The organism is Kribbella ginsengisoli (assembly GCF_039537185.1).
Lineage (GTDB): Bacteria > Actinomycetota > Actinomycetes > Propionibacteriales > Kribbellaceae > Kribbella > Kribbella koreensis.
Genome location: NZ_BAABAA010000004.1, coordinates 298,170 through 321,660, shown reverse-complemented (window position 1 = coordinate 321,660; position 23,491 = coordinate 298,170). Strand labels below are relative to the sequence as shown.

Here is a 23,491-nt window from a genome sequence, read left to right as displayed (position 1 = left end):
AGAGCGCCGTCGCTGAGGACGTTGGCAACGAAGTGCTGTTTGGGCGCTGGTCCCATGCTTGGAGCATCTGGGGAGCACCGGCGACATGCCCTCAGCCACTCGAGAGGCTAGCTTCGTTGGGTCTGATAAAGGTGGTCGATCAGTTGCTGAGCGTGCCGCTGATCATCGGTCGGCAATCTATCGGCGACAGCTTGCATTGCTGCAAGCGTCCTCATAGCGCCGTCTTCGCTAGATTCACCGAAAATCTGAATAGCGAGTTCGGCGACGGGTTGCCAGCCCGCTAATTTCGCATTTTCGACTAGGGCTCCAGCGAGTTCGGTTGGTGAGTTGGAGTGTCTTGCCAGGCTGTGAGCGGCCAGGTATTCAAGCATTGTTCGATGACTGAAGCCGTACAGAGGTTCGCCGCTGTCCGTGGCGCCAACCTCGGTCAGTATCCCTATCCGCTGCGTTATAGTTTCGACCAACTCGAGACTCGCCTCTGCTGTGGGTGCATCAGTCATTGTTTCCAATAGACTTTCAAGTGAATTCCTGAGTGATGTTGCGGTCAATTGTGATGGAAGTTGTCCGTTGATCATCCTCAATGCGATGTCTTGGAGTGCTGGCCTTGCTAGCTGCTGCTCTAGCAGGCTACTGCGCGTCCTAATTCCACGGGATCTATCCCATTGATAAACTGCCAGGTCGAGCCAGTTTCGATAAACGGCGGTGACTCTCTTGGGAATGGAGCCGGTGTAGCTGTAGAGATTTATGAGCATGCTCAAGAAGAGCGGATTCCCGGTCAGGTGATCGGCTTGGGTGAGGTTGCTGAGTAGCAGCTCGGAAGACAACCGTGGGACCTGTCCGGGGTGGGCTTGATATCGCCGCTCGAGATAGGAAGCTGCGTCCGATGAGCTGAATTCGTTCAGGTGATAGGTGTCGAAGATGTCGTTATCGAGGCGTACCTGGCTATATCCGGCTGTCCGTGAGGTGATCAGTATCGAGCAACGCGGAAATCGGAATGAGAAGAGTTCTATAACCTGCACTGCCAGGTGGCGATCGCTTAGATCTAATATCTCATCCAGGCCATCGAAGATAACGAGCGCCGAACCGCTCTCAAAGTATTCTAGAATAAGTCTTTCGGGCAGATCTACTTGATATACCGCGTTGATATTGTTTGTAAGATATTCAAGAATCGACTGCTGTGGCAGAGAGTCGCCGGCGAATTCCCTCAGGTGTATCAGAAAAGGAGTTCTGAGACTCTCGTTCTTGGCGTGGATATAGGTGATCCAATGCGTCAAGGCCGTCTTCCCTGAGCCGGGCGGTCCTAGGATCACAGCATGCTTGGAGTTCCGCTCGAGCCATTCGGCATTGGCGCTGATGGTCTCACCAGAGGCTTCTGCGGTGACCTTTCTTTCAACATAAAGAGACTCAATCGGTGCGCTCCGGCGAGCATTGAAATCTAAGATCTGCAGATTCCCGAATTGGCGTACAAGTTGTTGTCGGTACGCTCCGTTTAGCGACTGGAGGGCGTCTGTATCGGAAGTTGCCATCGCCTTCCAGAGTTCACGAAATTGAGAAACGTCGCCGTCGAGTCCGCGGATTACCTTCTCGACGACGGCCCACGATGGTATGCGCTTGCCGGTCAGCGTGTCATTGACGCTCGTATGGCTGATGTCTCCGGCGCGTAGGGCGATCGCGCGCGCGCTCGGCTTGCCGGCCTCCAGGTGAAGCGAGCGGAGGGCGGCTGCGAACTTCACCTTCGGATCGGTCGGCTGACTGTTGCCGCGATCGACCAAGACTCGGCCCCTCTCGATGCTTGCGCACGTCCGGCGTTGCCCGTACGGTACGTGTAAATCGATGTAAGTTTACAAAATATTCCAGCTGGTTCCACTGCCTCGAGCCAGCGCTCTCGTCCAGTGCACCTCGATCCGATGTTGCCTCAAGGAGATTCGATGACGGACAGTGGCCAACTGTGGCTTTGGATTGCATTGTCGGCGATGGCCGCCATGCTCATCGCGACCATCGCGGGCGTGCTGGCATGGCTGGGGGGTGCCTCAGTACCAGACGCTATCGCGCGCGGCGGAGTGGCCTTTGTTGGCGCGCTCACGCTCTTCCTTCTCATCATCGCGCTCACGAAGCGCTGAGGGATCAGAACAGCCGGAGGACGTCGGATTCCATCCCGCGGAGGGCGTCGTAGTCGACGGTGACGCACTCCAGGCCGCGGTCGGTGGCCAGGAACTGGGCCTGCGGCTTGATCAGCTGGGCCGCGAAGATGCCCCGGACGGGAGACAGCAGCGGGTCGCGGTTGAGCAGTTCGACGTACCGGGTGAGCTGCTCGACGCCGTCGATCTCGCCACGGCGCTTGATCTCGACGGCGACGTGCTTGCCGTCCGCGTCGCGGCAGAGCAGGTCGACGGGGCCGATGGCGGTCGGGTACTCCCGGCGTACCAGCGTGAATCCCTCGCCGAAGGTGTGCACGTGCTCGGCCAGCAGCTCCTGCAGGTGCGCCTCGACGCCGTCCTTGATCAGCCCGGGATCCAGGCCCAGCTCGTACGAGGAGTCGCTCAGCACCTCCTCGAAGGTGATCCGCAACTCCTCGCCGGCCTTGTTGGTGACACTCCAGACGCCCTCTTCCTCCGTCAGCTTGCACGGCGGGGACATCCAGTTCAGCGGCTTGTACGACCCGCCGTCGGCGTGGATCAGCACAGACCCGTCAGCCTTCACCATCAACAACCGGGGCGCCATCGGAAGATGGGCCGTCAGCCGGCCGGAATAATCCACTGAGCAACGAGCAATCACCAGGCGCACGACAAAGCACCGTAGTCCAACCGATCGCCGAACCCCATGCCGCCCTGCCGTGCGGGGTGAGAAGCTGTGGTTCATGAAGCCGAAGATCAGCCTGCAGACGCGGTTGGAGTACGACGCGGTCGCCAAGGGGCTTGCCGATGAGGGTGTGGTCGAAGGCAGCATGTTCGGCATGCCCTGCCTGAAGATCGAGAAGAAGATGCTGGCCGGCCTCTTCGGCGACGCCATGACCTTCAAACTCCCACCCGGACCCCGCGAGGAAGCCCTCAAGCTGACCGGCGCCGAAGCCTTCGACCCGGGCATGGGCCGCCCGATGAAGGAATGGGTCGTCATCCCCCTGGAACACGCCGCCACCTGGCCCAAGTACGCCGAGCAGGCGCTCGCCTTCGTCCGCCCGTGAACCTGATGTCCGCTCGTCCGATCTACCCGCGGGGCTCCCGACTGTGAACCTGATGTGCCCGGCTCGGCTGATTCTGTTGGCGCCGGGGTCGCGGGAGCGGCTGGCGGGGGAGCGGGTGGCTGCGGTTTATGCGACGCCGGCGGCGGAGCAGCCGGCCGCCGTGCTGGCGGAGGAGCTTGGCGTACCCCACGCCCTTCTGCCGGCCCAGGCGGACGGGCGGCCGGTTGAGGCGGTCGTGGGGGAGATTGCGGATCAGCATCGTGGGGAGACTGTGGTGGTGATCGCGCCGGAGCTGGACCTTGGGCTTGAGTTGCCGGCGGTGATCGAGCATGAGGGCGACGGATGGACCGTCCAGCCGACGCCTAACGAGGTGACGCTGGCGACGTACGAACAGGCCGCCGAGCGGTTCCGGGACTCCATTCCGAAGCAGGCGATCGGACCGTTGGTGGAGCTGTTCGACCGGATTGATGCGGAGCTGCCGGGCGGTGGCTACGTGCTGGAGCTTGGCAGCGGTACGGGCCGGGATGCGGTGGAGTTGGAGCGGCGGGGGCATCGCGTACGGCGTACCGACGCCGCCGGCTCCTTCGTGGAGATGATCCGGGCCGACGGACACGAAGCCGAGCGGCTCAACGCGTTGACCGGCGACTTCGGTGGACCGTACGACCTCGTCTTCGCCGACGCCGTCTTCCTGCATTTCACCCCCGAGCAGCTCGCCCAAGTCCTCCGCAAGGCCCACGCGGCAGCCGAATACCTGGCCTTCACCACCAGCGAGGGCACCGGTGACGAGTGGTCGAACCGCTTCCTGGACCTCCCACGCCACTTCACCAAATGGCAGGAACAACCCCTCCGCACCCTCCTCACCGCCACCGGCTGGACAGTTCTCAGCTGGCAATGGGCGCAGGCAAGAACAAGCGGCTGGTACTACGTATTGGCCCGCCGCACATGATCCGCGCCGGCGTAGTCCTCCTCACCACCAACGGCCTGGCCGCCATCGAACGCGTCCGCGACGGCATGACCTACTACACCCTCCCCGGCGGCGGAGTGGAGGACGGCGAGACCCCCCAAGAGGCAGCCGTCCGCGAGACCCACGAGGAGCTGGGCCTGATCGTGCGCGTCGACGGCCTGGTCGCGCTGGTCAACTTCCGCGGCAGCACCCAGTACTACTACCGAGCCGAAGTACTCGGCGGCCAATTCGGCACCGGTACCGGCGAGGAGCTGTCCAGCCCGGCAACCTCGAAGGCCGGCACCTACCAACCCGTCTGGCTCGACGAGCGTCAACTCGCAGTACGAGACGTCAGACCCGCCTCGATCGCCCAAGCCCTGGCCGCCGCCCCCGACCCGGACCGCCTGGTCAAGGAGTGGTTCAGCACCCCGCTGGTGGTCGACGAGGTGTGACGTTCCCAACCGTCGTGACACAGCTCATGTGCGGACCAGTGTGGCGACTGGCACACTTCGAGCCATGGCGCGCGAACTGAAGACGGTCGGAGTGGTCGGTCTCGGCACGATGGGGGCCGGTATCGCGGAGGTGTTCGCCCGGCACGGGCTGAGCGTCGTCGGCGTGGAGCGTGATGAGCAGGCGGTCGAGCGCGGCCGCGGGCACATCCAGCACTCGACCGACCGCGCCGTGAAGCGCGGCAAGCTGTCGCCCGAGGACCAGCAGGCGCTGTTCGACCGGGTCACCTTCGCCACCGAGATCGAGGCGCTGGCCGACTGCGACCTGGTGATCGAGGCCGTGATCGAGCGCCTCGAGCTCAAGCGCGAGATCTTCTCCGCGCTCGACAAGGTGGTCCGCGAGGACGCCATCCTGGCCACCAACACCTCCAGCCTCTCCGTCACCGAGATCTCGGTCGCCACCCAGCGCCCGCGCCGCGTGGTCGGGATGCACTTCTTCAACCCCGCACCCGTGCAGGAGTTCGTCGAGGTGATCAAGACCGTCGTCACCGAGCCGGACGTGGTCGACGACGTCATCGCGCTCGCCCGCAAGCTCGAGAAGGTCCCCGTCGTCGCCGCCGACCGCGCAGGCTTCATCGCCAACGCGCTGCTGTTCGGCTACCTCAACCACGCGGTGTCGATGGTCGAGTCGCACTACGCCACCCGCGAGGACGTCGACGCGGCGATGCGGCTGGGCTGCGGGTACCCGATGGGGCCGCTGGCCCTGCTCGACCTGATCGGCCTCGATACGGCGTACGAGATTCTCGACACGATGTACAAGCAGGGCCGCAACCGGCTGCACGCGCCGGCCCCGATCCTCAAGCAGATGGTCACCGCCGGCCTGCTCGGCCGCAAGACCGGCCGCGGTTTCTACACCTACGAGTCGCCCGACTCGCCGGTCGTCGTCGATGACGACCTGACCCCGTCGGCCTCCGGCGGCGCCCCGGCGGTCCGCGCGGTCCAGAAGGTCGGCGTCGTCGGCTCCGGCACGATGGCCGTCGGCATCATCGAGGTCTGCGCCAAGGCCGGGTACGACGTCCTGTACGTCGCCCGCGGCACCGAAAAGGTCGACCGGGTCCGCGCCGCGCTCGAACGCTCGCTGGAGAAGGGCGTCCAGCGCGGCAAGCTGTCCTCCGAGGAGCGCGACTCGGCCCTGACCCGGATCACCGGTACCGCGAAACTCGACGACCTCGCCGACGCCGACCTGGTGATCGAGGCGGTCGTCGAGGAGCTCAGCGTCAAGCAGGCCCTGTTCGAGACCTTCGACGAGATCTGCAAGCCGGGCGCGGTCCTGGCGACGACGACCTCCAGCCTGCCGGTGATCGACCTGGCGATGGCGACCAAGCGCCCCGCGGACGTCGTCGGCCTGCACTTCTTCAACCCCGCGCCGGTGATGAAGCTGGTCGAGGTGGTCAGCACGGTCAGCACCTCGCCGGAGGTCGCCGACACCGTCGCCGCCGTAGCAGTTGCCGCAGGCAAGCACCCCGTACGGTGCGGCGACCGCGCCGGCTTCATCGTCAACGGCCTCCTCTTCCCGTACCTGAACGACTCCGTCCGGATGCTCGAGGCGCACTACGCCGGGGTTGACGACATCGACGCCGCCATGAAACTAGGCTGCCGTCTCCCCATGGGTCCCTTCGAACTCCTCGACGTAGTAGGCCTCGACGTCTCCCTGGCCATCCAGCGCACCCTCTATCTCGAGTTCCGCGAGCCCGGCTTCGCCCCCGCCCCCCTCCTCGAACACCTCGTCACGGCGGGCTACCTCGGCCGCAAGACGGGCCGCGGCTTCCGCGACTACTCGAGCTGAGTTCCTGCCACCGGCAGGTGGCAGAGTGTGCGGAATGCGGAGCAAGTCGCTGGGGACCAGCCTGTTGGGTGTCGCGTACCTGCTGATCCTGGTGTGGACGGGCCTCGGTCTGTTGATGATGCCGGGCCTGGTCGGCGAGGAGTGGCCGGGCTGGAGCTCGACCATGGCGCTGGTAGTCATCGTTGTCCTGCCAACCGCCGCAATGCTCCTCAGCGTCTCGGCCGGCGCCGGCCGATTCGCCCGCTGGCTCGCCGTCGCGGCGCTCGGCGCCCTCTTCCTGAAACTGCTCTGGAGCCTGTACCACGAAGGCCCGGTGATCCTGCTCGCGATGCTCCCGGTACTCGTGATCCTGGCCCTCGCCGCGCTGCTCCTGGCGTACTCATGGCCGAAGGCAACTACAAGCGGGTTGCAAGATGTTGCCCACCGCAATGGCTGGCAACTCTTCCGCGAGTCGCCCAGTGAGCTCAAGCTTCCGCTCTTGCCCTTGCCAGTAGGCCGCGCCGTCGTGCGCAACGTCGTACAGGCAGCAACTGGAGTGGCGTTCGAGGTCCGGTGGCTGGAGTGGCACGGCGTGCTGTGCCGACGCCGGCGGCTGGCCGTGTTCGTTGCGACCCTGCCGGCTGCCCTTCCGCCCTTGGAGGTCCGGCCCGGCACCGGCTTGGTCCGCTCGGACCTGTCGCTGGAGAGCGCCGAGTTCAACCGCAACTTCGACGTACTGGGCGACGACTCCCGCTACCTGATGGCCGTCCTGCATCCACGCACGATGCAAGCGTTGCTGGACGCACGGCCCTTCACCCTGACGATCGCCGGGACCGCGCTCGTGATGTCGCACGACGAAGCGCTGAGCGGCGAGACGCTGTTGCGGGGATTAGCCGCGCTGGAGCGGATCGACGTACCGCAACATGTCTTCGACCAGTGGGGATCGCGCGCGCCCCAACCGCAACCGGGGGTGCGTTTCGCCGGGGCAAGGTTCAACCCGTCCGTCGGCGCGGGCTTCCTCCGGCTGATCAGCCTCGCGACGGGTCTGCTCGCCTTGACCCTGGCCGGTTGCCTGGCCGCCGCAGCGGCCGAGGCCCCCTTCGAGACGGCGCGGCCCGTCGCGGTGCTCCTGATCACGCTCGCCTTACTGACCCTCGCGTCGGTCGGTTGCGCAGTGGGGGCCCGTCCACGGGGGCCGGTTTACGGCTCGGCGTTGGCGTAGTCGCCGCAGGGGCCTCCGCCGATGGCCTCGGGGATGACGGTGGTACGGCGATCGGGGCGAACGAGTGGGTTGTAGAAGGCGGCGATCTCCGTGCTCTCTTCCGAGATGTAGTGGAAGATCAGTGACCGCCGGAAGCGATCGGCACTGGTGTTCGGTCGTGAGCCGTGCACGACGCTGCCGTGGAAGAAGAGCACGTCGCCCGCCTTCATCCGGGTCTGCACCTTGCTCAACCCCTCGGGGATCGGTACTTCGGCATTGGTGAACGACTCGGTCAGATCCGCCTCCTCCGGGCAGACCAGCTCCACCTCGTGCGACCCCGGTACCACCGCCAGCCCGCCGTTCTCCGCGTCCACGTCGTCGATCGCGATCCAAGCGGCGAGGCACGTCTCCGGATGCGCCCGCAGGAACGTGTTGTCCTGGTGCATCGCCTGCCCCCGCGCCCCCGGCGGCTTGAAGTAGAACATCGACTGAGCCCCCAATGCCGGCCCGATCAGCGTCTCGACCACATCGAGGATCCGGTTGTCGAGCATCCACTCCATGGCCAGCCGTCCGGCCTCCACCTCGGTCCGCCGATGCGGATGAACGAACCGCGGATACTGCGCGAGCGGGTCCTCCGCAGGCACCCCGTCGTCGATCGCCAGCGAGTGATCCACGGCGACCTGTTCCATGTAGGCAGCCTTGATCTGCTCGACCTCGACCCGACTGAGCACGCCAGGGACCTGGACGATCCCGTCTCGCGCGTACACCTCTGCAACTGTGCTGGTCATGTCTCCAGCATCCGCCGGCAGGGCCAAGCTGTGGATACCCTATCGAACTGTGAACCTTCGAGATCCTGCTACGCCGGACTCCTTCACCCCGACCGTGCGCCGCCTGATGGCCGGCGAGTTCGACGAGGGCCCGACCTACGCCACCTACCGTCGCCGCGGCACCACGGACTGGCTCCTGCTCCACACCCTCGACGGCCGAGGCAACGTCGGCAGCGGCGTCCAAGCCGGCCCAGGCGTCACCACCCTCATCCGTCCCGGCACCCTCCAGGACTACGGCACCGCAGGCGACCGCTGGCACTTCCTCTTCGCCCACTTCCACCCCCGTCCCGACTGGCTTCCGCTGCTCGAGTGGCCATCAGTTGCCCCCGGCATCCTTCAACTCCATCCCAGCCCGGCCGCCGCGGACCGCATCACCCACGCCCTGTCCGAGGCGGTCCGCCACCAAGACAGCGTCCTCACCCAAGGCGAACTCCTCAGCGTCAACGCCCTCGAAGCCGCCCTCCTCTGGTGCGACACCCAAAACCCCAAGGCAGCCCAGATCGACGACCGCCTACTGCGAGCCATCGAGTACATCGACCGCAACCTCCGCGCCGACCTCTCCGTCGCCGTCCTGGCCCGCGAAAGCACCCTGTCGGTCTCTCGCTTCGCCCATCTCTTCCGCACCCAACTAGCCACCACTCCGCAACAGTTCGTAGAACGCCGCCGCCTCGACACCGCGGCCCGCCTCCTGGAACTGACCACCCGCCCCGTCGCCGCGATCGCCACCGAGGTCGGCTTCCCCGACCCCCTCTACTTCTCCACCCGCTTCCGCCGTCTCACCGGCCACAGCCCCACCCACTACCGACGTCAGTTGACGCAATGAGTTGAGATGACTACTTTTAGTAGTCAACAGATGAAGCGGAGGCTCCGCATGGTCAAGCGAGTCAGCCTGGGAGCCGCGCTCGCCCTGCTCTGTCTGGGGTTGGCCCCGCCATCGGTGGCATCGGCGGCCTGTGGTGCGAACGGCGGCCGGGTGAACAACGAAATGAGCGTCGTTGTCGACGGACAGACCGGTGTCTATCTGGAAGCATTCACCGTTCGCTAGACCACCGGCGGAGGTTCTGGAGCATCCCCGCGAACCCCGCACCCAGGAGTTCCTCCGCCGGATCCGCCTCTAGCAGCGTCAGCCCAGCGGGTTGAGCTCCTCGAAGTCGGCGGCCTCCATCACCCGGCGGACGCCGATCGGTTGCTGGATCGGGACGCCGCCGGGCCCTGGCACCTGGGAGACGAGGGCGGCGATCTCCAGGGCGCGTTCCAGCGACTCGACGTCGACCATCTGGAAGCCGGCCAGCATCTCCTTCGACTCCACGAACGGGCCGTCGGTGATCACCGGTGCGGCCTTGCCGTCGGAGATCACCGTCTTGGCCTCCTCCGGCCAGCTGAGGGCGAGGTGTTCGACCAGCTCGCCGCTGGCCCGGAGCTCGTCGTTGAGCGCTGTGTAGTAGGCCATGTGCGCCTTGACGTCCTCGGGGTCCCACTCGGTCATCGGCGTGTCGATCACGCCGGGCTGGTAGTCCACGATCAGCAGGAACTTCGTCATCTCGAAACTCTCCCCTTCAGTCGGTACGCCGGAGCGGCGCAGCTACCCGTGGACGAAGCCGCGGCCGGCTTCTCTACATCCTCGCCGCAGCCTGTTCGTGCATTTCTCGCGGGCTAACGGGACACCGGACGGGCAGTTCGTTGACCCCGCAGGTACCCATCGCGTGCTGTGGACCCCAAGTACACACAACACGGGGGGCATCGAACGTGGGGGCAACGACAACGGCGACCACGGCGCAGAGCCGGGTCGCCTGGGCGGACGTGGCCAAGGGCGTCTGCATTCTGCTGGTCGTGCTGTGGCACGTGATCATGAAGCACTACCTGCAGATCGACTGGCGTTCCGCGGGCCCGATCCCGGCAGCCTGGGGCAGTTTCAGCGAGCAGCTGCTGCCGCTGCGGATGCCGCTGTTCTTCGCGATCTCCGGTTTCTTCGCCGTCAACGCGGTCCAGCGTCCGTGGCGAGTGGTGGCTCGCACGAGGGTGGCGAAGTTCTTCTACCTCTACGCCCTCTGGCTCTGCATCCACACCGCCGTCCTTGCCTTCGTCCCCGACTTCCACACCGAGCGCGCAACCGGCCCGCGAGACTTCCTGGCCCAGCTGACGATCACCCCGTCCAACCTCTGGTACCTCTCCGCGCTCGCCCTCTACTTCGTCTTCGCCAAGCTGGTACGCCGCGTGCCGACCGCGCTGGTCCTGGCGGCCGCCTTCGCGTTGTCGGCCATCACCGCGTCGGGCTACCTCGACGTACCGGGCAACCGCGGCCCCGTCTACCAGAACCTCGTCTTCTTCCTGGCCGGTCTCTACGGCAAACCCCTGATGGAGCTCCTGGCCGACCGGGCCAGCTGGCCCCGCCTGGCAATGATCGGCGGCCCGTACGCCGTCCTGCTGGTGCTGATCGAAGCCTTCGACGCCAAGACCTGGCTAGGCCTCTGGCCACTGGCCAGCGGAATCGCGATCGTCTTCGGCGTGACCGCGGCCGGCCTGCTCACCCGCTCGCGCACCCTCACCAAAGGCCTGACCCACCTCGGCAGCCGCACGCTACCGATCTACGTCATGCACATGCCTCTGCTCGCCCTGCTGCATGCCGCCCTGATCGACCCAATGAACGCAGCCGACACCCACATCCAGTTCCTCGTCGCAGTCGGCGAGCCGCTAGTCCTGACCGCCCTACTAGTGGCGGTCTGCCTCGTACTACGCCGCTTCCTGCCCGGACCGCTGTTCGACCTGCCAATACGCGCAGTGCCGGCAACAGCTCCCCGCCACCGCGCCCAGGTCAGCGCGAGGACAGGTAGGTGAGCACCGCCATCACCCGGCGGTTGTCATCCTCCGACGGCGGCAGATCCAGCTTGGAGAAGATGTTGTTGGTGTGCTTCGACACGGCCTTCTCGGTGACGAACAGTGCCGCCGCGATCGCCGCGTTGGACCGCCCCTCAGCCATCAGCCCCAGTACTTCGGACTCGCGCGGCGTGAGTCGTCCGATCGGCTCGTCCCGCGTGTTGCGCGCCAGCAGCTGCCCGATCACGTCCGGGTCCATCGCCGTACCGCCGCCCGCCACCCGGCGTACCGAGTCGAGGAATTCGGCCACGTTCGAGACCCGGTCCTTGAGCAGGTAGCCGACCGCGCCGCCGCCCCCGGTGAGGAGTTCACGGGCGTAGAGCTGTTCGACGTACTGCGAGAGCACCAGGACAGGCAGGCCCGGTACCTGCCGGCGCGCCTCGATGGCTGCCTTCAGGCCCTCATCGGTGAAGGTCGGTGGCAGCCGGACGTCGACGACGGCCACGTCCGGCCGGTGCTCGACGAGCGCCGGAACCAGCCGGGGGCCGTTGTCGACCGCCTCCAGTACTTCGAAGTCGTGGGCTTCCAGCAGCCGGATCAGGCCGTCCCGGAGGAGGGCGTGATCTTCAGCGATGACGACTCGCAAGGCAACTCCATGATCACGGTGGTCGGCCCGCCGGTCGGGCTGGCCACGGTCAACGTACCGTCGAAGGCGGCCAACCGCCGCTCGATCCCGTACAACCCGCCGCCCGGTCGCACCGTCGCGCCACCCACGCCGTCGTCGCCGACCAGGATGTGCAGCCGCTCACGCTCGTGGCTGATCTGCACCCAGGCCGTGGTCGCCGCCGCGTGCTTGAGCGTGTTGGCCAGCGCTTCGGCGACCGCGAAGTACGCCGCGGACTCCACCGGCGCCGGCGGGCGACCGGGCAGTTCGATCGTGACGTCGACCTTGAACGGCAGGCTCAGCGCGAGCGCCTTGACCGCGCCTTCGAGACCCCGGTCGGCCAGGACGGGCGGGTGGATGCCACGGACCAGGTCGCGCAGCTCGGAGAGCGCAGTACTAGCGGATTCACGAGCCTCGGTGAGCAAGGCCGCAGCCTGAGCGGGGTCGCGGGCGACCATCTCCTCGGCCATCCCGAGGTTCATGCTCAGCGCCGCCAGCCGGGCCTGCGCGCCGTCGTGCAGGTCGCGCTCGATCCGGCGCAGCTCGGCCGCCTGGGTGTCGACGGTCTCGGCGCGGGACTCGGCCAGCTCGCGGACCCGGATCGCCAGTTGCGCGCTCTCGGTCGGGCCGAGCAGCGACTTGCCGAGGTACGCGCTCGCCTTGAGTAGCCGCTCACCCGCGCCGAGCCAGATCATGAACGCGATCAGGCCGATCGGGATGACCAGGAAACTGGTCGCCACGTTGACGGTGAACAGCCCGCCGAAGGGCTCGGTGAAGACGCCGTCGGGCGTCACCCAGACCAGGAACGGGTAGATCAGGTAGAAGATCGAGGCCAGGAACAGCACGGCCGACAGCAGGTTCAGGGTGAAGCCGACCACCGCGTTCACCAGCAGCCAGGCGATGTCGCGCCAGGTGGCCGGGTCGCTCAGCGTCGTCCGCAGCCACATCAGCAGCCCCTTCATCGGGGGCTTCTTGTACGGCTTGGGGATCGGCTGGCCGAGGATGCCGGCGTAGATCACCCGGTGGCAGTTCGCGAACCAGCGGGCGCACGGTACGAAGACCAGCAGCAGCGGGATGCCGACCCAGACCGCGATCAGCGGCACCGCCACCACGTTGAGAACGAAGAACGCGATCCCGATCTCGGCCAGGATCGCCAGCCCGAGCGCGATGAAGGGCTGAGCGAGCGCGGGGAACCGGATCGGCACCCTCGGCGCCTGCTGTGTGATCGTCATACCGACCATCATGACCGAGAGTCAGGTCCGGCTCAGTGGTGCTAGACCCACTGTCGGGTGGGCGGTGGCACCCCGGCGTACTGACGTACTAGCACTCATGCTTTCGGATGGTCCGCGGCACAGGCTGGTTGCACTACGCTGGCCCGCGGCTGAACGCCTAGGCCTCCCCACCGCTCTGAGATGAGGACTCAATGGCTCAGCCCATTGCGCTCGCCCCTACCCGCGAACGAACAGCCACGAAGGGCAGCGACTTCGCGCCGTTGCTTCGCGAAGTGAAGGAAGCCGGGCTGCTCGAACGCCGGACCGCCTCCTACGTGATCGCGATCACCTTGAACGTGGCGCTGATGGCGGCGACCTGGGCCGGAGTCGTCCTGCTCGGCAACTCCTGGCTGCAACTGCTGCTCGCGATTCCGCTGGCGATCTTCACCACCCGCGCGGCCTTCTTCGGCCATGACGCCGGCCACCAGCAGGTCGGCAGCTCGCGCAAGCTGCACGACGTACTGGGCATGCTGCACGGCAACTTCGTCTGCGGGATGTCGTACGGCTGGTGGAACGACAAGCACAACCGGCACCACGCGAACCCGAACCACACCGACAAGGACCCCGATGTCGGCGAGGGCATCCTGGTCTGGACGCTGGAGCAGGCCGAGGGCCGTACCGGCCTGTACGGCTGGCTGACCCGCAATCAGGCGCGGATCTTCTTCCCGCTGCTCACCCTCGAAGGCCTGAACCTGAAGGTGTCGAGCGTGCTCTTCCTCTGGGCCCGCCGTAACAAGCACGAGGCCCGCGTCGAGCTCGGCCTGATGGCCGCCCACCTCACCCTGTACTTCGGTGCGCTGTTCCTCATCATGTCGCCCGGCAAGGCGATCGCGTTCGCCGCGCTGCACCACGCCCTCTTCGGCCTGCACCTGGGCAGCGTCTTCGCCCCGAACCACAAGGGCATGGAGATGCCGGACGCCGACACGAACTGGGGTCACCTGGAGAAGCAGGTGCTGACGTCTCGTAACGTGAAGGGCGGCCTGGTCACCGACTGGATGATGGGCGGCCTGAACTACCAGATCGAGCACCACCTGTTCCCGAGCATGCCGCGCGCCAACTTGCGCCTCGCCCAGCCGATGGTCGAGGCGTACTGCGCGAAGATCGGGATGCCGTACCTGAGCACCGGTGTCGTCGAGTCCTACCGGATGGGCCTCGGCCACATGCACGAGGTCGGCAGCGAACTGCGTGACCAGAACAAAGCAGCCTGAGCAGTTGAGCTGAGGCACTCCGCGTAGGCGAGCGGCCCCGAAGCGTATCGACTACGGTCGATCGTCTCGGGGCCGATCTCGTGGAGGGGACCCTGTATGACCGAATCGACCGGTATGAGTCGTCGCGGCCTGCTCGGCGCCGTCGCCGGAGTTGCGGCTGCCGCCACCGCCGTCCCCGCTTGGGGTGTCGACGACCAGCGGCCAGGGGCGGTACGGCCTCCCACGCTGGATCGCGACGACCGGCACGTCGTCAGCCGGCTCTCCTCGGAGCGGGCACTGCGGCATCTCGAGGTGCTGTCCGAGGAGATCGGCCCGCGGATCGGCGGTACCGCGAGCGAGAAGCGTGCTGCCGACTACCTGGCCGGGCAGTTGCGCAGCTACGGCTACCAGACGTCTTACGAGCCCTTTCCGGTCGCGGACAAGTTCCTAGCCCAGATCGGGGACCCGCGTGGCGTGCTGCCCGACGACATCTGTTGGCAAGCCGGTGCTGCTCCCGGCGGCAAGCTCGATGTCACCGTGACCGGTCCGGCCCGCGATGTAGGGCCTGCCGCGGCGCCCGTTTGGCCGGCCGATGTCGCGGGTGCGGTGGTACTCGCGGATGACACTGCGGCCGCGCGCCCGGCGTTTGTGGCTGAGGCGGCGGCGCGCGGCGCGGTTGCCGTCGTACTGCTACCGGCCGACCAGGTGTTTCCACGTCGTGCCTCAGCCTTCTCGCCTGCCGGGCTGACCGGTGCTGCGCTGCCGGTCGTCGGAGTCGCTCAGGTACAGAAGCGGTTGCTGCGCGAGGTGCTGGCTGTCGTGTCGTCGTTGCCTTTGACAATCAGTACTGCCGCGCATCGCGGGCTGATCTCGAACAACGTGATCGGCGAGCGGGTCGGCAACGGCGCCAACTCGCCGATCGTGATGGTCAGCGGGCACTACGACTCGGTGATCGGGGCGCCCGGCGCCAACGACGACGGATCGGGGACCGCGCTGACGCTGGAGATCGCGCGGGTGCTGAGCAAGTACCCGACCGAGGCGACGCTGCGCTTTGCCTTCTGGGGCTCCGAGGAGCAGGGCATTCTCGGGTCGCGCTATCACGTGAAGCAGCTGGCGCAGGGTCAGCGCGATCGGTACCGCGCCGTGTTCCAGAACGACATGGTGGCGACGAGCTGGGACCCCGCGATCGTCTACTGGCTCCTCTCCTTCGACGGCCTCGCGAACGCGGCCACCACCGCCGTACGAGCCTCGGCCGAACGCCTCGGCTACGACCCGCAACTGGTAGGCCCAGTACTCCGAGGCTCCAGCGACCACCAGTCGTTCCAAGAGGCAGGAATCGCCGCCGCCAACTTCTCCTGGCGAGGCGAACTGACCCCCGCGTCATTGGAGCCGCCCTACCACTCCCCAGAAGACACCATCGCCAAGAACGTCTCTCTGGAACGCCTCCAGGTCTCCATGGAGCTAATAGGCACAGCCGCCTACGCCCTGGCCCGCCAGCCCTAGCACCGACCCCACCTGCGCCCTGCCGGGCCTAGAGGTCCACTACGACCTTGCCGGCCGCTTGGCCCTGCTCGACGACGGCGTGGGCTTCGGCGATCGTGGCCAGCGTGAAGTCGCCGTCATGCAGGCGCGGCCGCAGCATGCCGCGCTCTGCCAAGGCGGCGGCCTCCCGCAGGATCTCGCCGTGATGTGCGCGGTCTTCCCCGGTGAGCAGCGGGTGGAGCGTGAAGACGCCCGAGTAGGTGCCGGACCGGAAGGAAAGCGGTGCGAGCGAGTGCGTGCCCCACCCAAGCGCGCTCACCACATGCCCGCCATACCGCCTGGCAGCCTTGAAGCTGTTGTCGAGCACCTCGCCGCCAACAGTGTCGAAGACGATGTCGAACCCAGCGCCGTCGGTGTACTTGACCACATACTCCTCGACGGTCGTGCTCGTGTAGTCGATGCTCGTGGCGCCGAGCTCCTCAATCGCTCGCCGACTGCCGGGAGAGCCGGTCGCAAACACCTCGGCTCCCATGGCCTTGGCCAGCTGAATCGCCACCTGCCCGACACCACCCGCACCACCGTGGATCAGCACCCTCTGCCCCGCACGAACCTTCGCCTGATCCACCAGCGCTTCCCACGCTGTGATGAACACGAGCGGCAACGCCGCCGCCTCCCGGAAGCTGAGGGCAGCCGGCTTCCGTGCGAGCAACCGAGCATCCACTGCAACAAACTCAGCCAACGTCCCCTGCTGATCCCCAACACCACCAACCAGCCCAAACACCTCATCCCCAACTGCGAATCCGGGACCGCCTGGCCCGCCCACGCCACCGACGGGGAACCCGGCGCCGCTTGCGGCGGGTGCCTCCGGGCCTACTGCTTCGATGACGCCGGAGGCGTCGAGGCCGAGGATGGCTGGGAGGTGGGTTTGGGCGTGGGCTGCTTTGCCGGCCCGGATCTTCGTGTCCAGCGGGTTGACGCCGCTGGCGACGACCCGGACCAGCACCTCGCCCGGTCCGGGTGTGGGTTTGGCTACATCTCGTAGTACCAGGGGAGTGCCGAACTGCTCGAGCACCACTGCGCGCATTACTATTCTCCAAACGGACAGGTCTGTCTGATTTATCGGCAAGCAGCGTCGACGAGAACCCGAGCGGTCGCCTTCGCCGCGGCCGGCAGTGCCGGGTCCTGCTCGAGCCGCTCGGCGGCCAGCGCGCCGTCGATCAGCAACGTGATCGACGTAGCGAGCCCGACCGGATCATCGGCCCCGGCACCCTCGGCGAGGAAGCGGACCCATTCCCGCACCGCCTTCTTGTGCTGCAGTGTCGCCGCGTGCGCCCGGCTACCAGGCTCGCTCTCCGCCGCCGCGTTGATGAACGGGCAGCCATACAACTGATGCCGCCGATACGCATCGTCCACAGCGTCGAACAGCCCGACCAGCTGCTCCTTGGGATCGGATCCGGCCGCGATCGCCGCCTGCCGCAGATACCCGCGCCACCGCTCGTCAGCCTTCACCAGATAGGCCTCGATCAGCTCGTCCTTCGACGGGAAGTGCGCATACAGCGTCGACTTCGCAACGCCGGACTCGGCGATGATCCGATCGATCCCGACCCCACGCAGCCCGTGGACCCGGAACAGCTCATCAGCCGTCGCCAGAATCCGCTCCCGGGCCGCCGGCCGCTTCTCCGCCACGCTGATGCTCATACCAAGAAACATACAGACAGGTCTGTCCGATTTCAAGTCCGTTGACCCCAGCGGCCCACTGTGCTGACGGCTGGCGTCGGCCGATACCCTTGGCGTCGTCATGGTGTCCCGTAAGAAGAAGCCCTCGAAGCACACGCGACCGGTCAGCGATCGGCCGCTGATGGGTGGGCACCAGACGCGGGAATCGCGCTCCGACGGCGACTGGATGGTCCGCCACGTGAGCGGCTCGGCAGCGGGCAAGTCCTACCGTTGCCCCGGCTGCGACCAGATGATCCCGCCGGCGACGCCGCACGTGGTCGTCTGGCCGGAGACCCCCAGCCTGCTGTCCGCCATCGGCGGCGGCCAGTCCCTGGACGAACGGCGCCACTGGCACAAGGCCTGCTGGCAACGCCACCGCTGAGAAAGGCTGTCGATGAAGCTTCCGGTTACGGCGTACGGCGAGAGCGGGTCACCCGTTGTCGTCATGCACGGGCTGTTCGGATCGGGACGCAACTGGATGACGGCCGCGCGACGGCTGGCGTCGGCGCATCGGGTCTACGCCTTCGATCTGCGCAACCACGGCAGCTCGCCGCATACCGGCACGATGAGCTATCCGGAGATGGCGCAGGACGTGTTCGAGACGATCACCGGCCTCGGCGTCGGCCCGGTCGGCCTGGTCGGTCACTCGATGGGCGGCAAGACCGCGATGCTCACCGCGCTCCGGCACCCCGAGGTGGTCGAGCGCCTGGTCGTCGTCGACGCGGCTCCGGTGACGTACCCGCCGGCCTTCGTCGAGTACGCCCGGGCGATGCGCAACGCCGACCTGTCCAACGTCCAGCGCCGCGCTGACGTCGACGCCCAACTCGTCGACGCCGTCGACTCACCCGGCACCCGGGCGTTCCTGCTGCAGAACCTGATCCTCGACGACCAGGGTGCCCGTTGGAAGCCGAACCTGCCCGTCATCGAGGCAGCCCTCCCCGCCATCTCCGGCTGGCCGGAGGACGAGGAGGGTTCGTACGACGGCCCGACGCTGTTCGTCTACGGCGGCAAGTCCGACTACGTCCAGCAGGACCACCGCGACGTCATCAAGCGCTACTTCCCGCAGGTTCAGTACGCGGAAATCGCCGAGGCCGGCCACTGGGTGCATGCCGAACGCCTCGACGATTTCCTCGCTGCGGTGACTCCGTTCCTGGCCTGACGGTCAGTGGATCATCGGGGGTGGCGCACCCTCTTCGACCAGGTCTGAGGCCTGGCGTTTGCGGGGAAGCATCAGCGCCGGGATCAAGGTGATGGTGACCAGGACCCAGGCGACCCAGTAGGTGTGCGCGAAGGCTGACGCGGCGTCGACCAGACCGCGGGCGATCGACGCCGGATCGACGTGGAGTGCGCCGAGAATCTCCGGTCGGGTGTTGGACAGGATCGCCGCCTGGGTCTCGCGCAGTCCGTCGCCCAGGCCGGGTGCGCCCTGCGTACCGGGGATGATCGGCGAGTCGTTGAGCTGGTTGGTCAGCACGACCGACATCGTCGCGACGCCCACGGACGAGGCGATCTGCTGGCTGATGTTGAGCAGTGTCGAGCCGCGCGCGACCTGGGCCCCGGACAGCGTCCGCAGTGCCGTGGTGAACAGCGGCATCATCGTGCCGCCCATCCCGAAGCCCATCACGACCAGCATCGCGATGATCAGCCCGTACGACGTCGTGGCGGTGATCTGGGTCAGACCGAACATGCCCACGACGATCAGCGCGAGCCCGACCGGAACGATCCGGCCGACCGGGATCTTGTCGACCAGCCGTCCGGCGATCGGCATCGTCACCATCGCCCCGAGCCCTTGCGGCGCCACCAGCAGGCCCGCGTGCAGCGTCGACTCGCCACGGATCTGCTGGAAGTACGTCGGTACCAGCAGCAGCCCGCCGAAGAACGCGGCCGCGAACAGGAACATCGTGATGATCGAAACGGTGAGGTTGCGGTCCCGGAACAGCCTCAGGTCGAGCAGCGGATGCTGCGGCCGGAAGGAGTGCCAGACGAAGGCCAGCATCAGCGCGATGCCGATCAGCATCGACACCCAGACCCGCGGGGCGCCGAAGTCGCCACCCTCGGCGGGCAGTGAGGAGATACCGAACAGGAACAGCGCGAGCCCGGGGGACATCAGCACGACACCGAGGATGTCCAGGGACTCCGACCTGTGTGCGACGTCCGGGGCCAGCGCGCGCCAGGCGTAGATCAGCGCGATCACGCCGAGCGGCACGTTGATCAGGAAGATCCAGTGCCAGCTCGCGACCTGGATCAGCCAGCCGCCGAGGATCGGTCCCAGGATCGGGCCGAGCAGCATCGGTACGCCGAGGATGGCCATCAACCGCCCCATCCGGTGCGGCCCCGCGGCCCTGGTCATGATGGTCATACCGAGTGGCATCAGCATGCCGCCGCCCAGACCCTGCAGGACCCGGAAGCCGATCAGCATGTCGATGCTCGTCGCCGTCGCGCAGAGCGCCGATCCGGCGGTGAAGAGGAAGATCGCCATCATGTAGAGGCGTTTCGTGCCGAACCGGTCGGCGGCCCAGCCGGTCAGCGGGATCACGGTCGCGAGCGCGAGCGTGTACGCCGTGACGGTCCAGGCGACGGTGGAGTAGGAGACCGGACTGTCCGGCGAACCGAACTCGTCCTGGAAGGTCGGCAGTGCGACGTTGACCACGGTGATGTCGAGAATCGACATGATGGCCCCGAGCACCACGACGCCGGCGATCTTCAAGACGGCGGCGTCGATGTTGTCCGGGTACTCGGGCTGAACAGCAGACTCAGGTTGACTCACGTTTTCCCCCTCGGCAGGAATCCCGTCGCAGCCGACACTACGCGTCACTCGTGTTCGGGCACGAGCATATTTTTGAACTTTCGCCGCATTTGAGACTTTATGGAATGCGTACGGAGCTGGCTCATTGATAAGTCTTCATCGAGAACTTCAACGATAAGATTCAATGACATGAGCAAAGACATTCAGGACTTCTTACCGCCGTCCGGCGAGCTGCTGGGACTCGGCGAGCCGACACATCAGGAACCGGCCTTCGGGCTGCTCCGCAACGAGTTGTTCACGGTACTGGTGGAGCAGGGGTTCCGGTCGATCGCGCTGGAATCCGATCGGGTGCGCGGGCTGCTGGTCGACGACTTCGTCCAGGGCGGCGCGGGGGACCTCGACACCGTGATGACTGAGGGCTTCTCGCATCGGTTCGGTGAGCTGACGGCCAATCGGCGATTGGTGGGTTGGCTGCGGGAGTACAACGCAGGTCGGCCGGCCGACGAGCGGGTTTCCTTCCACGGCTTCGATGCGTCGACGGAGAACACGAGCGCTGCGAGCCCGCGGATCTATCTGGAGCATGCGCGCGACTACTTGGGTCTCGAGCTGGAGCTGGATCGTCTGCTCGGTGATGACAAGGCCTGGAGCCGCGATGAGGCGATCCTCGACCCCGCCCAGTCGCTCGGCGACACTGCTTCGGCTTTGCAGTTGCGCGTGATCGCTGACGATCTGCTCACCACGCTCTATGCCCGTGCGCCGGAACGCATCGCGGCCACCTCGCGTGCTGACTGGTACCGGGCTCGTACCTATCTCACTACCGGGATCGGCCTGCTGAGGTACCACAAGCAGGCCTCTGTACCCGGCTCGCAGGACGTCCGGATCGCGCGGTTGATGGCTGCCCGCGATTCCCTCATGGCCCAGAACCTGCTGGACATCCGCAGCATCGAAGGGCAGCGCGGCCCGACGCTGGTCTTCGCGCACAACGCCCACGTGCAACGCATGACCGATCCGAACCGCGACTGGTACTCCGCCGGATCGATCGTGGCCGAGTTGCTGGGCGAGCGCTACACGGTCATCGCCGGCAGCCTCGGTCGGAGTGAAACGCTCGGACTCATGGAGCCGGCCGCCGACACCTACGAGGGCGGCCTTCAGCGCACCTTCTCTACTTGGGGTTTCACGCCTTCCGCTGCACTCCAGCCTGCCCAGATGCGCACAGACATCAACCCACAGCGGGGCTACTTCCCACTTGACCAGCCTCTGCTCGACCATGTCGACGCAGTCCTTCACATCAACTCGGGCACCCCTGCCTGAGTAGGGTGCGGCCATGAGTTTCCGGCTGGCGGCGTACGCGGTGTGCATCGACGACGGGCGGGTACTCCTCGCCCGCTATGTATCGCCGAAGGGGGAGGGGACTTGGTGGACGCTGCCCGGCGGGCGGGTCGAGCATGCTGAGGATCCGTACGACGCGGTGATCCGTGAGGTCGCCGAGGAGACCGGCTGCTCGGCTGTCGTCGAGCGCCTGCTGGGTGTCGACTCGCGAGTGATCTCCGCCGCCGAGAGCACCAACGGGGTGCTTCACCAGAACGTCGGAGTCTTCTATGCAGTCCGCATCACCGGCGGCTCGTTGCGTCCGGAGCCGAACGGGGAGACCGCCGAGTCGGTATGGACGCCGCTGCCGGACATCGCCGGGCTGAGCCGGTCGGTGGTGATCGACGTCGGCGTCGGCCTGGCGGTGGAGGCGCCTGGTACCGGGCATCTCGCGTCGTTCGCCGTCGGCGGGCTGGTCCGGCACTGAGCAGTCGCACCCATCCGGAGGTTGACCGGCTCCGAATCGCTGTGGTCCCTTGACGTTGAGTTGCGGAAGTGTACGTGCGGGGGATCACGTAGTACAGGGTGAAAGGCAGTGGGTGATGTTACCCCCTGGAAAGTAAGGTAGTACTTACCAGAGGTCAGACCGGCTGAAGGTGATCTGAGGCCTGGGGGTGGGTGAAAATCGTCATGAGAGGTTGCGAAAACAGCACGACGCGACAGGTGCGGACGACCAGGGTGGCCCGGCCATGAGCGCCGCGATGACGCCGCCGTGGCGCCGTCGGCCGCGGAAGCCCTTCTCGGTGGAGGCGCGGCTGGCCGAGCACGTCGACCGGCTCGCGGAGGAGCACCCGCCGATCCCGGTGGACAGTGCCGACTACTCGATGGTCCGGCCGGAGCTGCTGGCCGAGCGATTCGGTCCTGTGCTCACGTACATGTCCCGGGTGGAGCTGGAAGTCGAGCGGAACGTGCTCGAGCTCAACCTGTTGCTGCCCGACCCGCCGCCCGTGGACAAGCACTTCTACGCCGACGTGTGGCTGCCGCAGGAGACCCATCACGGCTACCTGCTGGACCGGTTGCAGCAGTTGGCGGGGCTGCCGCAATCCGAGCCCGACCTCACCTCGCTGGCCTTCAGCTACAAGGTGCTCGGCGCGCTCGGCCGCTGGAGCGCCATCCAGGACGTCAGCCGGATGCTGTACTACCTGACCGGTGTGGCGACCGAGCAGTCGGCCATCCTCGCGTACAACAAGCTCTACCAAGGCCTGCTGGACCTGGGCGAGAAGGCCGTCGCGATGACGGTCGTCGCCCCGATCCGTCGCCAGGAGCCCGGCCACTTCGCCTACTACAAGATCGCCGCCCAGGGCCTGTGGTCCGAGATGTCCGAGTGGCAGAAGTGGATCGTCCGCACCCTCCGCCGCTACACCTTCGAACCGGTAGGCGCCTACACCAAGAAGCAATGGGCCCAGTTCGGCGACGTCATGCACCACCTGGGCATCGCCGTCTCCGCCACCGACGACGAACTGACCCGCTACGCCCAGCAAATAGGCCGCTTCGAACTAGAAATGCTCTGGGCCCACCGCAATGGCCTGAAGGTCCCCACCTACGTCCTGGACTCCCTCCACAGAGCCGCCCACCTAGCCGCCAAACACCGCCCCCACCCCGCCTAACCAAGCATCCCGGGCAACTGTGGTTCCCCCACGCGCCCCGCTACGCCCCGCGCTCCCACCCACCCATGGCAGCGCGTGCTGCCGCTCGCCTGCTTCGCGAGTGCTGCGCCCGCTGAACCCACGCGTGCTGCGCCCGCTTGCTCGGCAGCAACCGGGCGCCGTCGTCCCCGAGATCGTGAAACCGACTTGCGGTTCCTGCCGTCCGCGCTG

Annotated in this window: 25 protein-coding genes; 16 read left to right on the top strand and 9 right to left on the bottom strand. The window is 66.5% G+C overall.

Annotated features, from left to right (window positions below; genetic code table 11):
• Window positions 1-107 precede the first annotated feature (107 nt).
• Window positions 108-1,772 carry an NACHT domain-containing protein gene (locus tag ABD768_RS17935; protein ID WP_344841886.1) on the bottom strand — a complete coding sequence of 555 codons (1,665 nt, stop codon included), beginning with the start codon at window positions 1,770-1,772 and terminating at the stop codon, window positions 108-110.
• Between the two features lie 156 nt (window positions 1,773-1,928).
• Between ABD768_RS17935 and ABD768_RS17930 the strand changes: the two genes are divergently transcribed.
• Complete coding sequence (locus ABD768_RS17930; protein WP_344841883.1) at window positions 1,929-2,120, top strand: hypothetical protein; 192 nt, start codon at window positions 1,929-1,931, stop codon at window positions 2,118-2,120.
• A gap of 4 nt (window positions 2,121-2,124) precedes the next feature.
• Here ABD768_RS17930 and nucS read toward each other — a convergent pair whose 3' ends face one another.
• Window positions 2,125-2,784: an endonuclease NucS gene (gene nucS / locus ABD768_RS17925; RefSeq protein ID WP_343963941.1), complete on the bottom strand. Its 660-nt coding sequence runs from the start codon at window positions 2,782-2,784 to the stop codon at window positions 2,125-2,127.
• 73 nt (window positions 2,785-2,857) lie between these two features.
• On the opposite strand from nucS, the gene ABD768_RS17920 reads away from it, so the two are divergent.
• The 5 genes from ABD768_RS17920 (at window position 2,858) to ABD768_RS17900 (ending at window position 7,620) form a co-directional block, all read left to right on the top strand.
• Complete coding sequence (locus ABD768_RS17920; RefSeq protein WP_344841880.1) at window positions 2,858-3,181, top strand: hypothetical protein; 324 nt, start codon at window positions 2,858-2,860, stop codon at window positions 3,179-3,181.
• Window positions 3,182-3,233: 52 nt separating this feature from the next.
• Window positions 3,234-4,127, top strand: coding sequence for a class I SAM-dependent methyltransferase (locus ABD768_RS17915; protein ID WP_344841877.1), 894 nt, complete (start codon window positions 3,234-3,236; stop codon window positions 4,125-4,127).
• Window positions 4,073-4,576, top strand: a complete 504-nt coding sequence (locus ABD768_RS17910; protein WP_343963935.1) for an NUDIX hydrolase — start codon at window positions 4,073-4,075, stop codon at window positions 4,574-4,576. The genes ABD768_RS17915 and ABD768_RS17910 overlap by 55 nt, the downstream gene beginning before the upstream one ends.
• Before the next feature lie 64 nt (window positions 4,577-4,640).
• Window positions 4,641-6,419, top strand: coding sequence for a 3-hydroxyacyl-CoA dehydrogenase family protein (locus tag ABD768_RS17905; protein ID WP_344841873.1), 1,779 nt, complete (start codon window positions 4,641-4,643; stop codon window positions 6,417-6,419).
• A 34-nt stretch (window positions 6,420-6,453) separates the two neighbouring features.
• Complete coding sequence (locus ABD768_RS17900) at window positions 6,454-7,620, top strand: hypothetical protein (protein ID WP_344841870.1); 1,167 nt, start codon at window positions 6,454-6,456, stop codon at window positions 7,618-7,620.
• Here ABD768_RS17900 and ABD768_RS17895 read toward each other — a convergent pair.
• Window positions 7,599-8,387 carry a phytanoyl-CoA dioxygenase family protein gene (locus ABD768_RS17895; protein ID WP_344841867.1) on the bottom strand — a complete coding sequence of 263 codons (789 nt, stop codon included), beginning with the start codon at window positions 8,385-8,387 and terminating at the stop codon, window positions 7,599-7,601. The two genes, ABD768_RS17900 and ABD768_RS17895, sit on opposite strands and share 22 nt — an antisense overlap.
• 49 nt (window positions 8,388-8,436) lie before the next feature.
• On the opposite strand from ABD768_RS17895, the gene ABD768_RS17890 reads away from it, so the two are divergent.
• Both ABD768_RS17890 and ABD768_RS17885 read left to right on the top strand, forming a co-directional pair.
• On the top strand, window positions 8,437-9,249 hold the full coding sequence (locus ABD768_RS17890) for a helix-turn-helix domain-containing protein (RefSeq protein WP_344841865.1): 813 nt from the start codon (window positions 8,437-8,439) through the stop codon (window positions 9,247-9,249).
• A gap of 48 nt (window positions 9,250-9,297) precedes the next feature.
• Window positions 9,298-9,471 carry a hypothetical protein gene (locus tag ABD768_RS17885; RefSeq protein ID WP_344841863.1) on the top strand — a complete coding sequence of 58 codons (174 nt, stop codon included), beginning with the start codon at window positions 9,298-9,300 and terminating at the stop codon, window positions 9,469-9,471.
• A 78-nt stretch (window positions 9,472-9,549) separates the two neighbouring features.
• On the opposite strand, the gene ABD768_RS17880 is transcribed toward ABD768_RS17885, so the two are convergent.
• Complete coding sequence (locus tag ABD768_RS17880) at window positions 9,550-9,966, bottom strand: YciI family protein (RefSeq protein ID WP_343963917.1); 417 nt, start codon at window positions 9,964-9,966, stop codon at window positions 9,550-9,552.
• A gap of 206 nt (window positions 9,967-10,172) precedes the next feature.
• Between ABD768_RS17880 and ABD768_RS17875 the strand changes: the two genes are divergently transcribed.
• Window positions 10,173-11,261: an acyltransferase family protein gene (locus ABD768_RS17875; RefSeq protein ID WP_344841859.1), complete on the top strand. Its 1,089-nt coding sequence runs from the start codon at window positions 10,173-10,175 to the stop codon at window positions 11,259-11,261.
• Here the strand turns inward: ABD768_RS17875 and ABD768_RS17870 are convergent.
• Both ABD768_RS17870 and ABD768_RS17865 read right to left on the bottom strand, forming a co-directional pair.
• Entirely contained in the window at window positions 11,239-11,886 is a 648-nt protein-coding gene (locus ABD768_RS17870; protein WP_343963913.1) for a response regulator, read from the bottom strand. The genes ABD768_RS17875 and ABD768_RS17870 overlap by 23 nt on opposite strands.
• Window positions 11,838-13,136 carry a sensor histidine kinase gene (locus ABD768_RS17865; protein WP_344841855.1) on the bottom strand — a complete coding sequence of 433 codons (1,299 nt, stop codon included), beginning with the start codon at window positions 13,134-13,136 and terminating at the stop codon, window positions 11,838-11,840. Before ABD768_RS17865 ends, ABD768_RS17870 begins: the two co-directional genes overlap by 49 nt.
• Window positions 13,137-13,327: 191 nt before the next feature.
• On the opposite strand from ABD768_RS17865, the gene ABD768_RS17860 reads away from it, so the two are divergent.
• Entirely contained in the window at window positions 13,328-14,383 is a 1,056-nt protein-coding gene (locus ABD768_RS17860; protein WP_344841852.1) for a fatty acid desaturase family protein, read from the top strand.
• 96 nt (window positions 14,384-14,479) lie between these two features.
• Entirely contained in the window at window positions 14,480-15,865 is a 1,386-nt protein-coding gene (locus ABD768_RS17855) for a M20/M25/M40 family metallo-hydrolase (protein WP_344841849.1), read from the top strand.
• A 28-nt stretch (window positions 15,866-15,893) separates the two neighbouring features.
• On the opposite strand, the gene ABD768_RS17850 is transcribed toward ABD768_RS17855, so the two are convergent.
• Together ABD768_RS17850 and ABD768_RS17845 are read right to left on the bottom strand one after the other, a co-directional pair.
• Entirely contained in the window at window positions 15,894-16,928 is a 1,035-nt protein-coding gene (locus tag ABD768_RS17850) for a zinc-dependent alcohol dehydrogenase family protein (protein WP_344841846.1), read from the bottom strand.
• A gap of 32 nt (window positions 16,929-16,960) precedes the next feature.
• The gene (locus tag ABD768_RS17845; RefSeq protein WP_344841843.1) at window positions 16,961-17,542 is read right to left on the bottom strand and encodes a TetR/AcrR family transcriptional regulator; all 582 of its coding nucleotides are present in this window, start codon (window positions 17,540-17,542) and stop codon (window positions 16,961-16,963) included.
• 100 nt (window positions 17,543-17,642) lie between these two features.
• Here ABD768_RS17845 and ABD768_RS17840 point away from each other — a divergent pair, with 100 nt between their 5' ends.
• Together ABD768_RS17840 and ABD768_RS17835 are read left to right on the top strand one after the other, a co-directional pair.
• Window positions 17,643-17,942, top strand: coding sequence for a hypothetical protein (locus ABD768_RS17840; RefSeq protein WP_343963901.1), 300 nt, complete (start codon window positions 17,643-17,645; stop codon window positions 17,940-17,942).
• A gap of 12 nt (window positions 17,943-17,954) precedes the next feature.
• A complete protein-coding gene (locus ABD768_RS17835) occupies window positions 17,955-18,719 on the top strand; it encodes an alpha/beta fold hydrolase (RefSeq protein ID WP_344841841.1) in 765 nt (254 codons plus the stop codon).
• Between the two features lie 3 nt (window positions 18,720-18,722).
• Here ABD768_RS17835 and ABD768_RS17830 read toward each other — a convergent pair whose 3' ends face one another.
• Window positions 18,723-20,327: a DHA2 family efflux MFS transporter permease subunit gene (locus tag ABD768_RS17830; protein ID WP_343963897.1), complete on the bottom strand. Its 1,605-nt coding sequence runs from the start codon at window positions 20,325-20,327 to the stop codon at window positions 18,723-18,725.
• Window positions 20,328-20,495: 168 nt separating this feature from the next.
• On the opposite strand from ABD768_RS17830, the gene ABD768_RS17825 reads away from it, so the two are divergent.
• From ABD768_RS17825 to ABD768_RS17815, 3 genes are all read left to right on the top strand, one after another.
• Window positions 20,496-21,617, top strand: coding sequence for an erythromycin esterase family protein (locus ABD768_RS17825; RefSeq protein ID WP_344841838.1), 1,122 nt, complete (start codon window positions 20,496-20,498; stop codon window positions 21,615-21,617).
• A 13-nt stretch (window positions 21,618-21,630) separates the two neighbouring features.
• Window positions 21,631-22,101: an NUDIX hydrolase gene (locus ABD768_RS17820; RefSeq protein WP_344841835.1), complete on the top strand. Its 471-nt coding sequence runs from the start codon at window positions 21,631-21,633 to the stop codon at window positions 22,099-22,101.
• A gap of 262 nt (window positions 22,102-22,363) precedes the next feature.
• The gene (locus ABD768_RS17815) at window positions 22,364-23,281 is read left to right on the top strand and encodes a GTP-binding protein LepA (RefSeq protein WP_344841833.1); all 918 of its coding nucleotides are present in this window, start codon (window positions 22,364-22,366) and stop codon (window positions 23,279-23,281) included.
• Window positions 23,282-23,491: the final 210 nt, after the last annotated feature.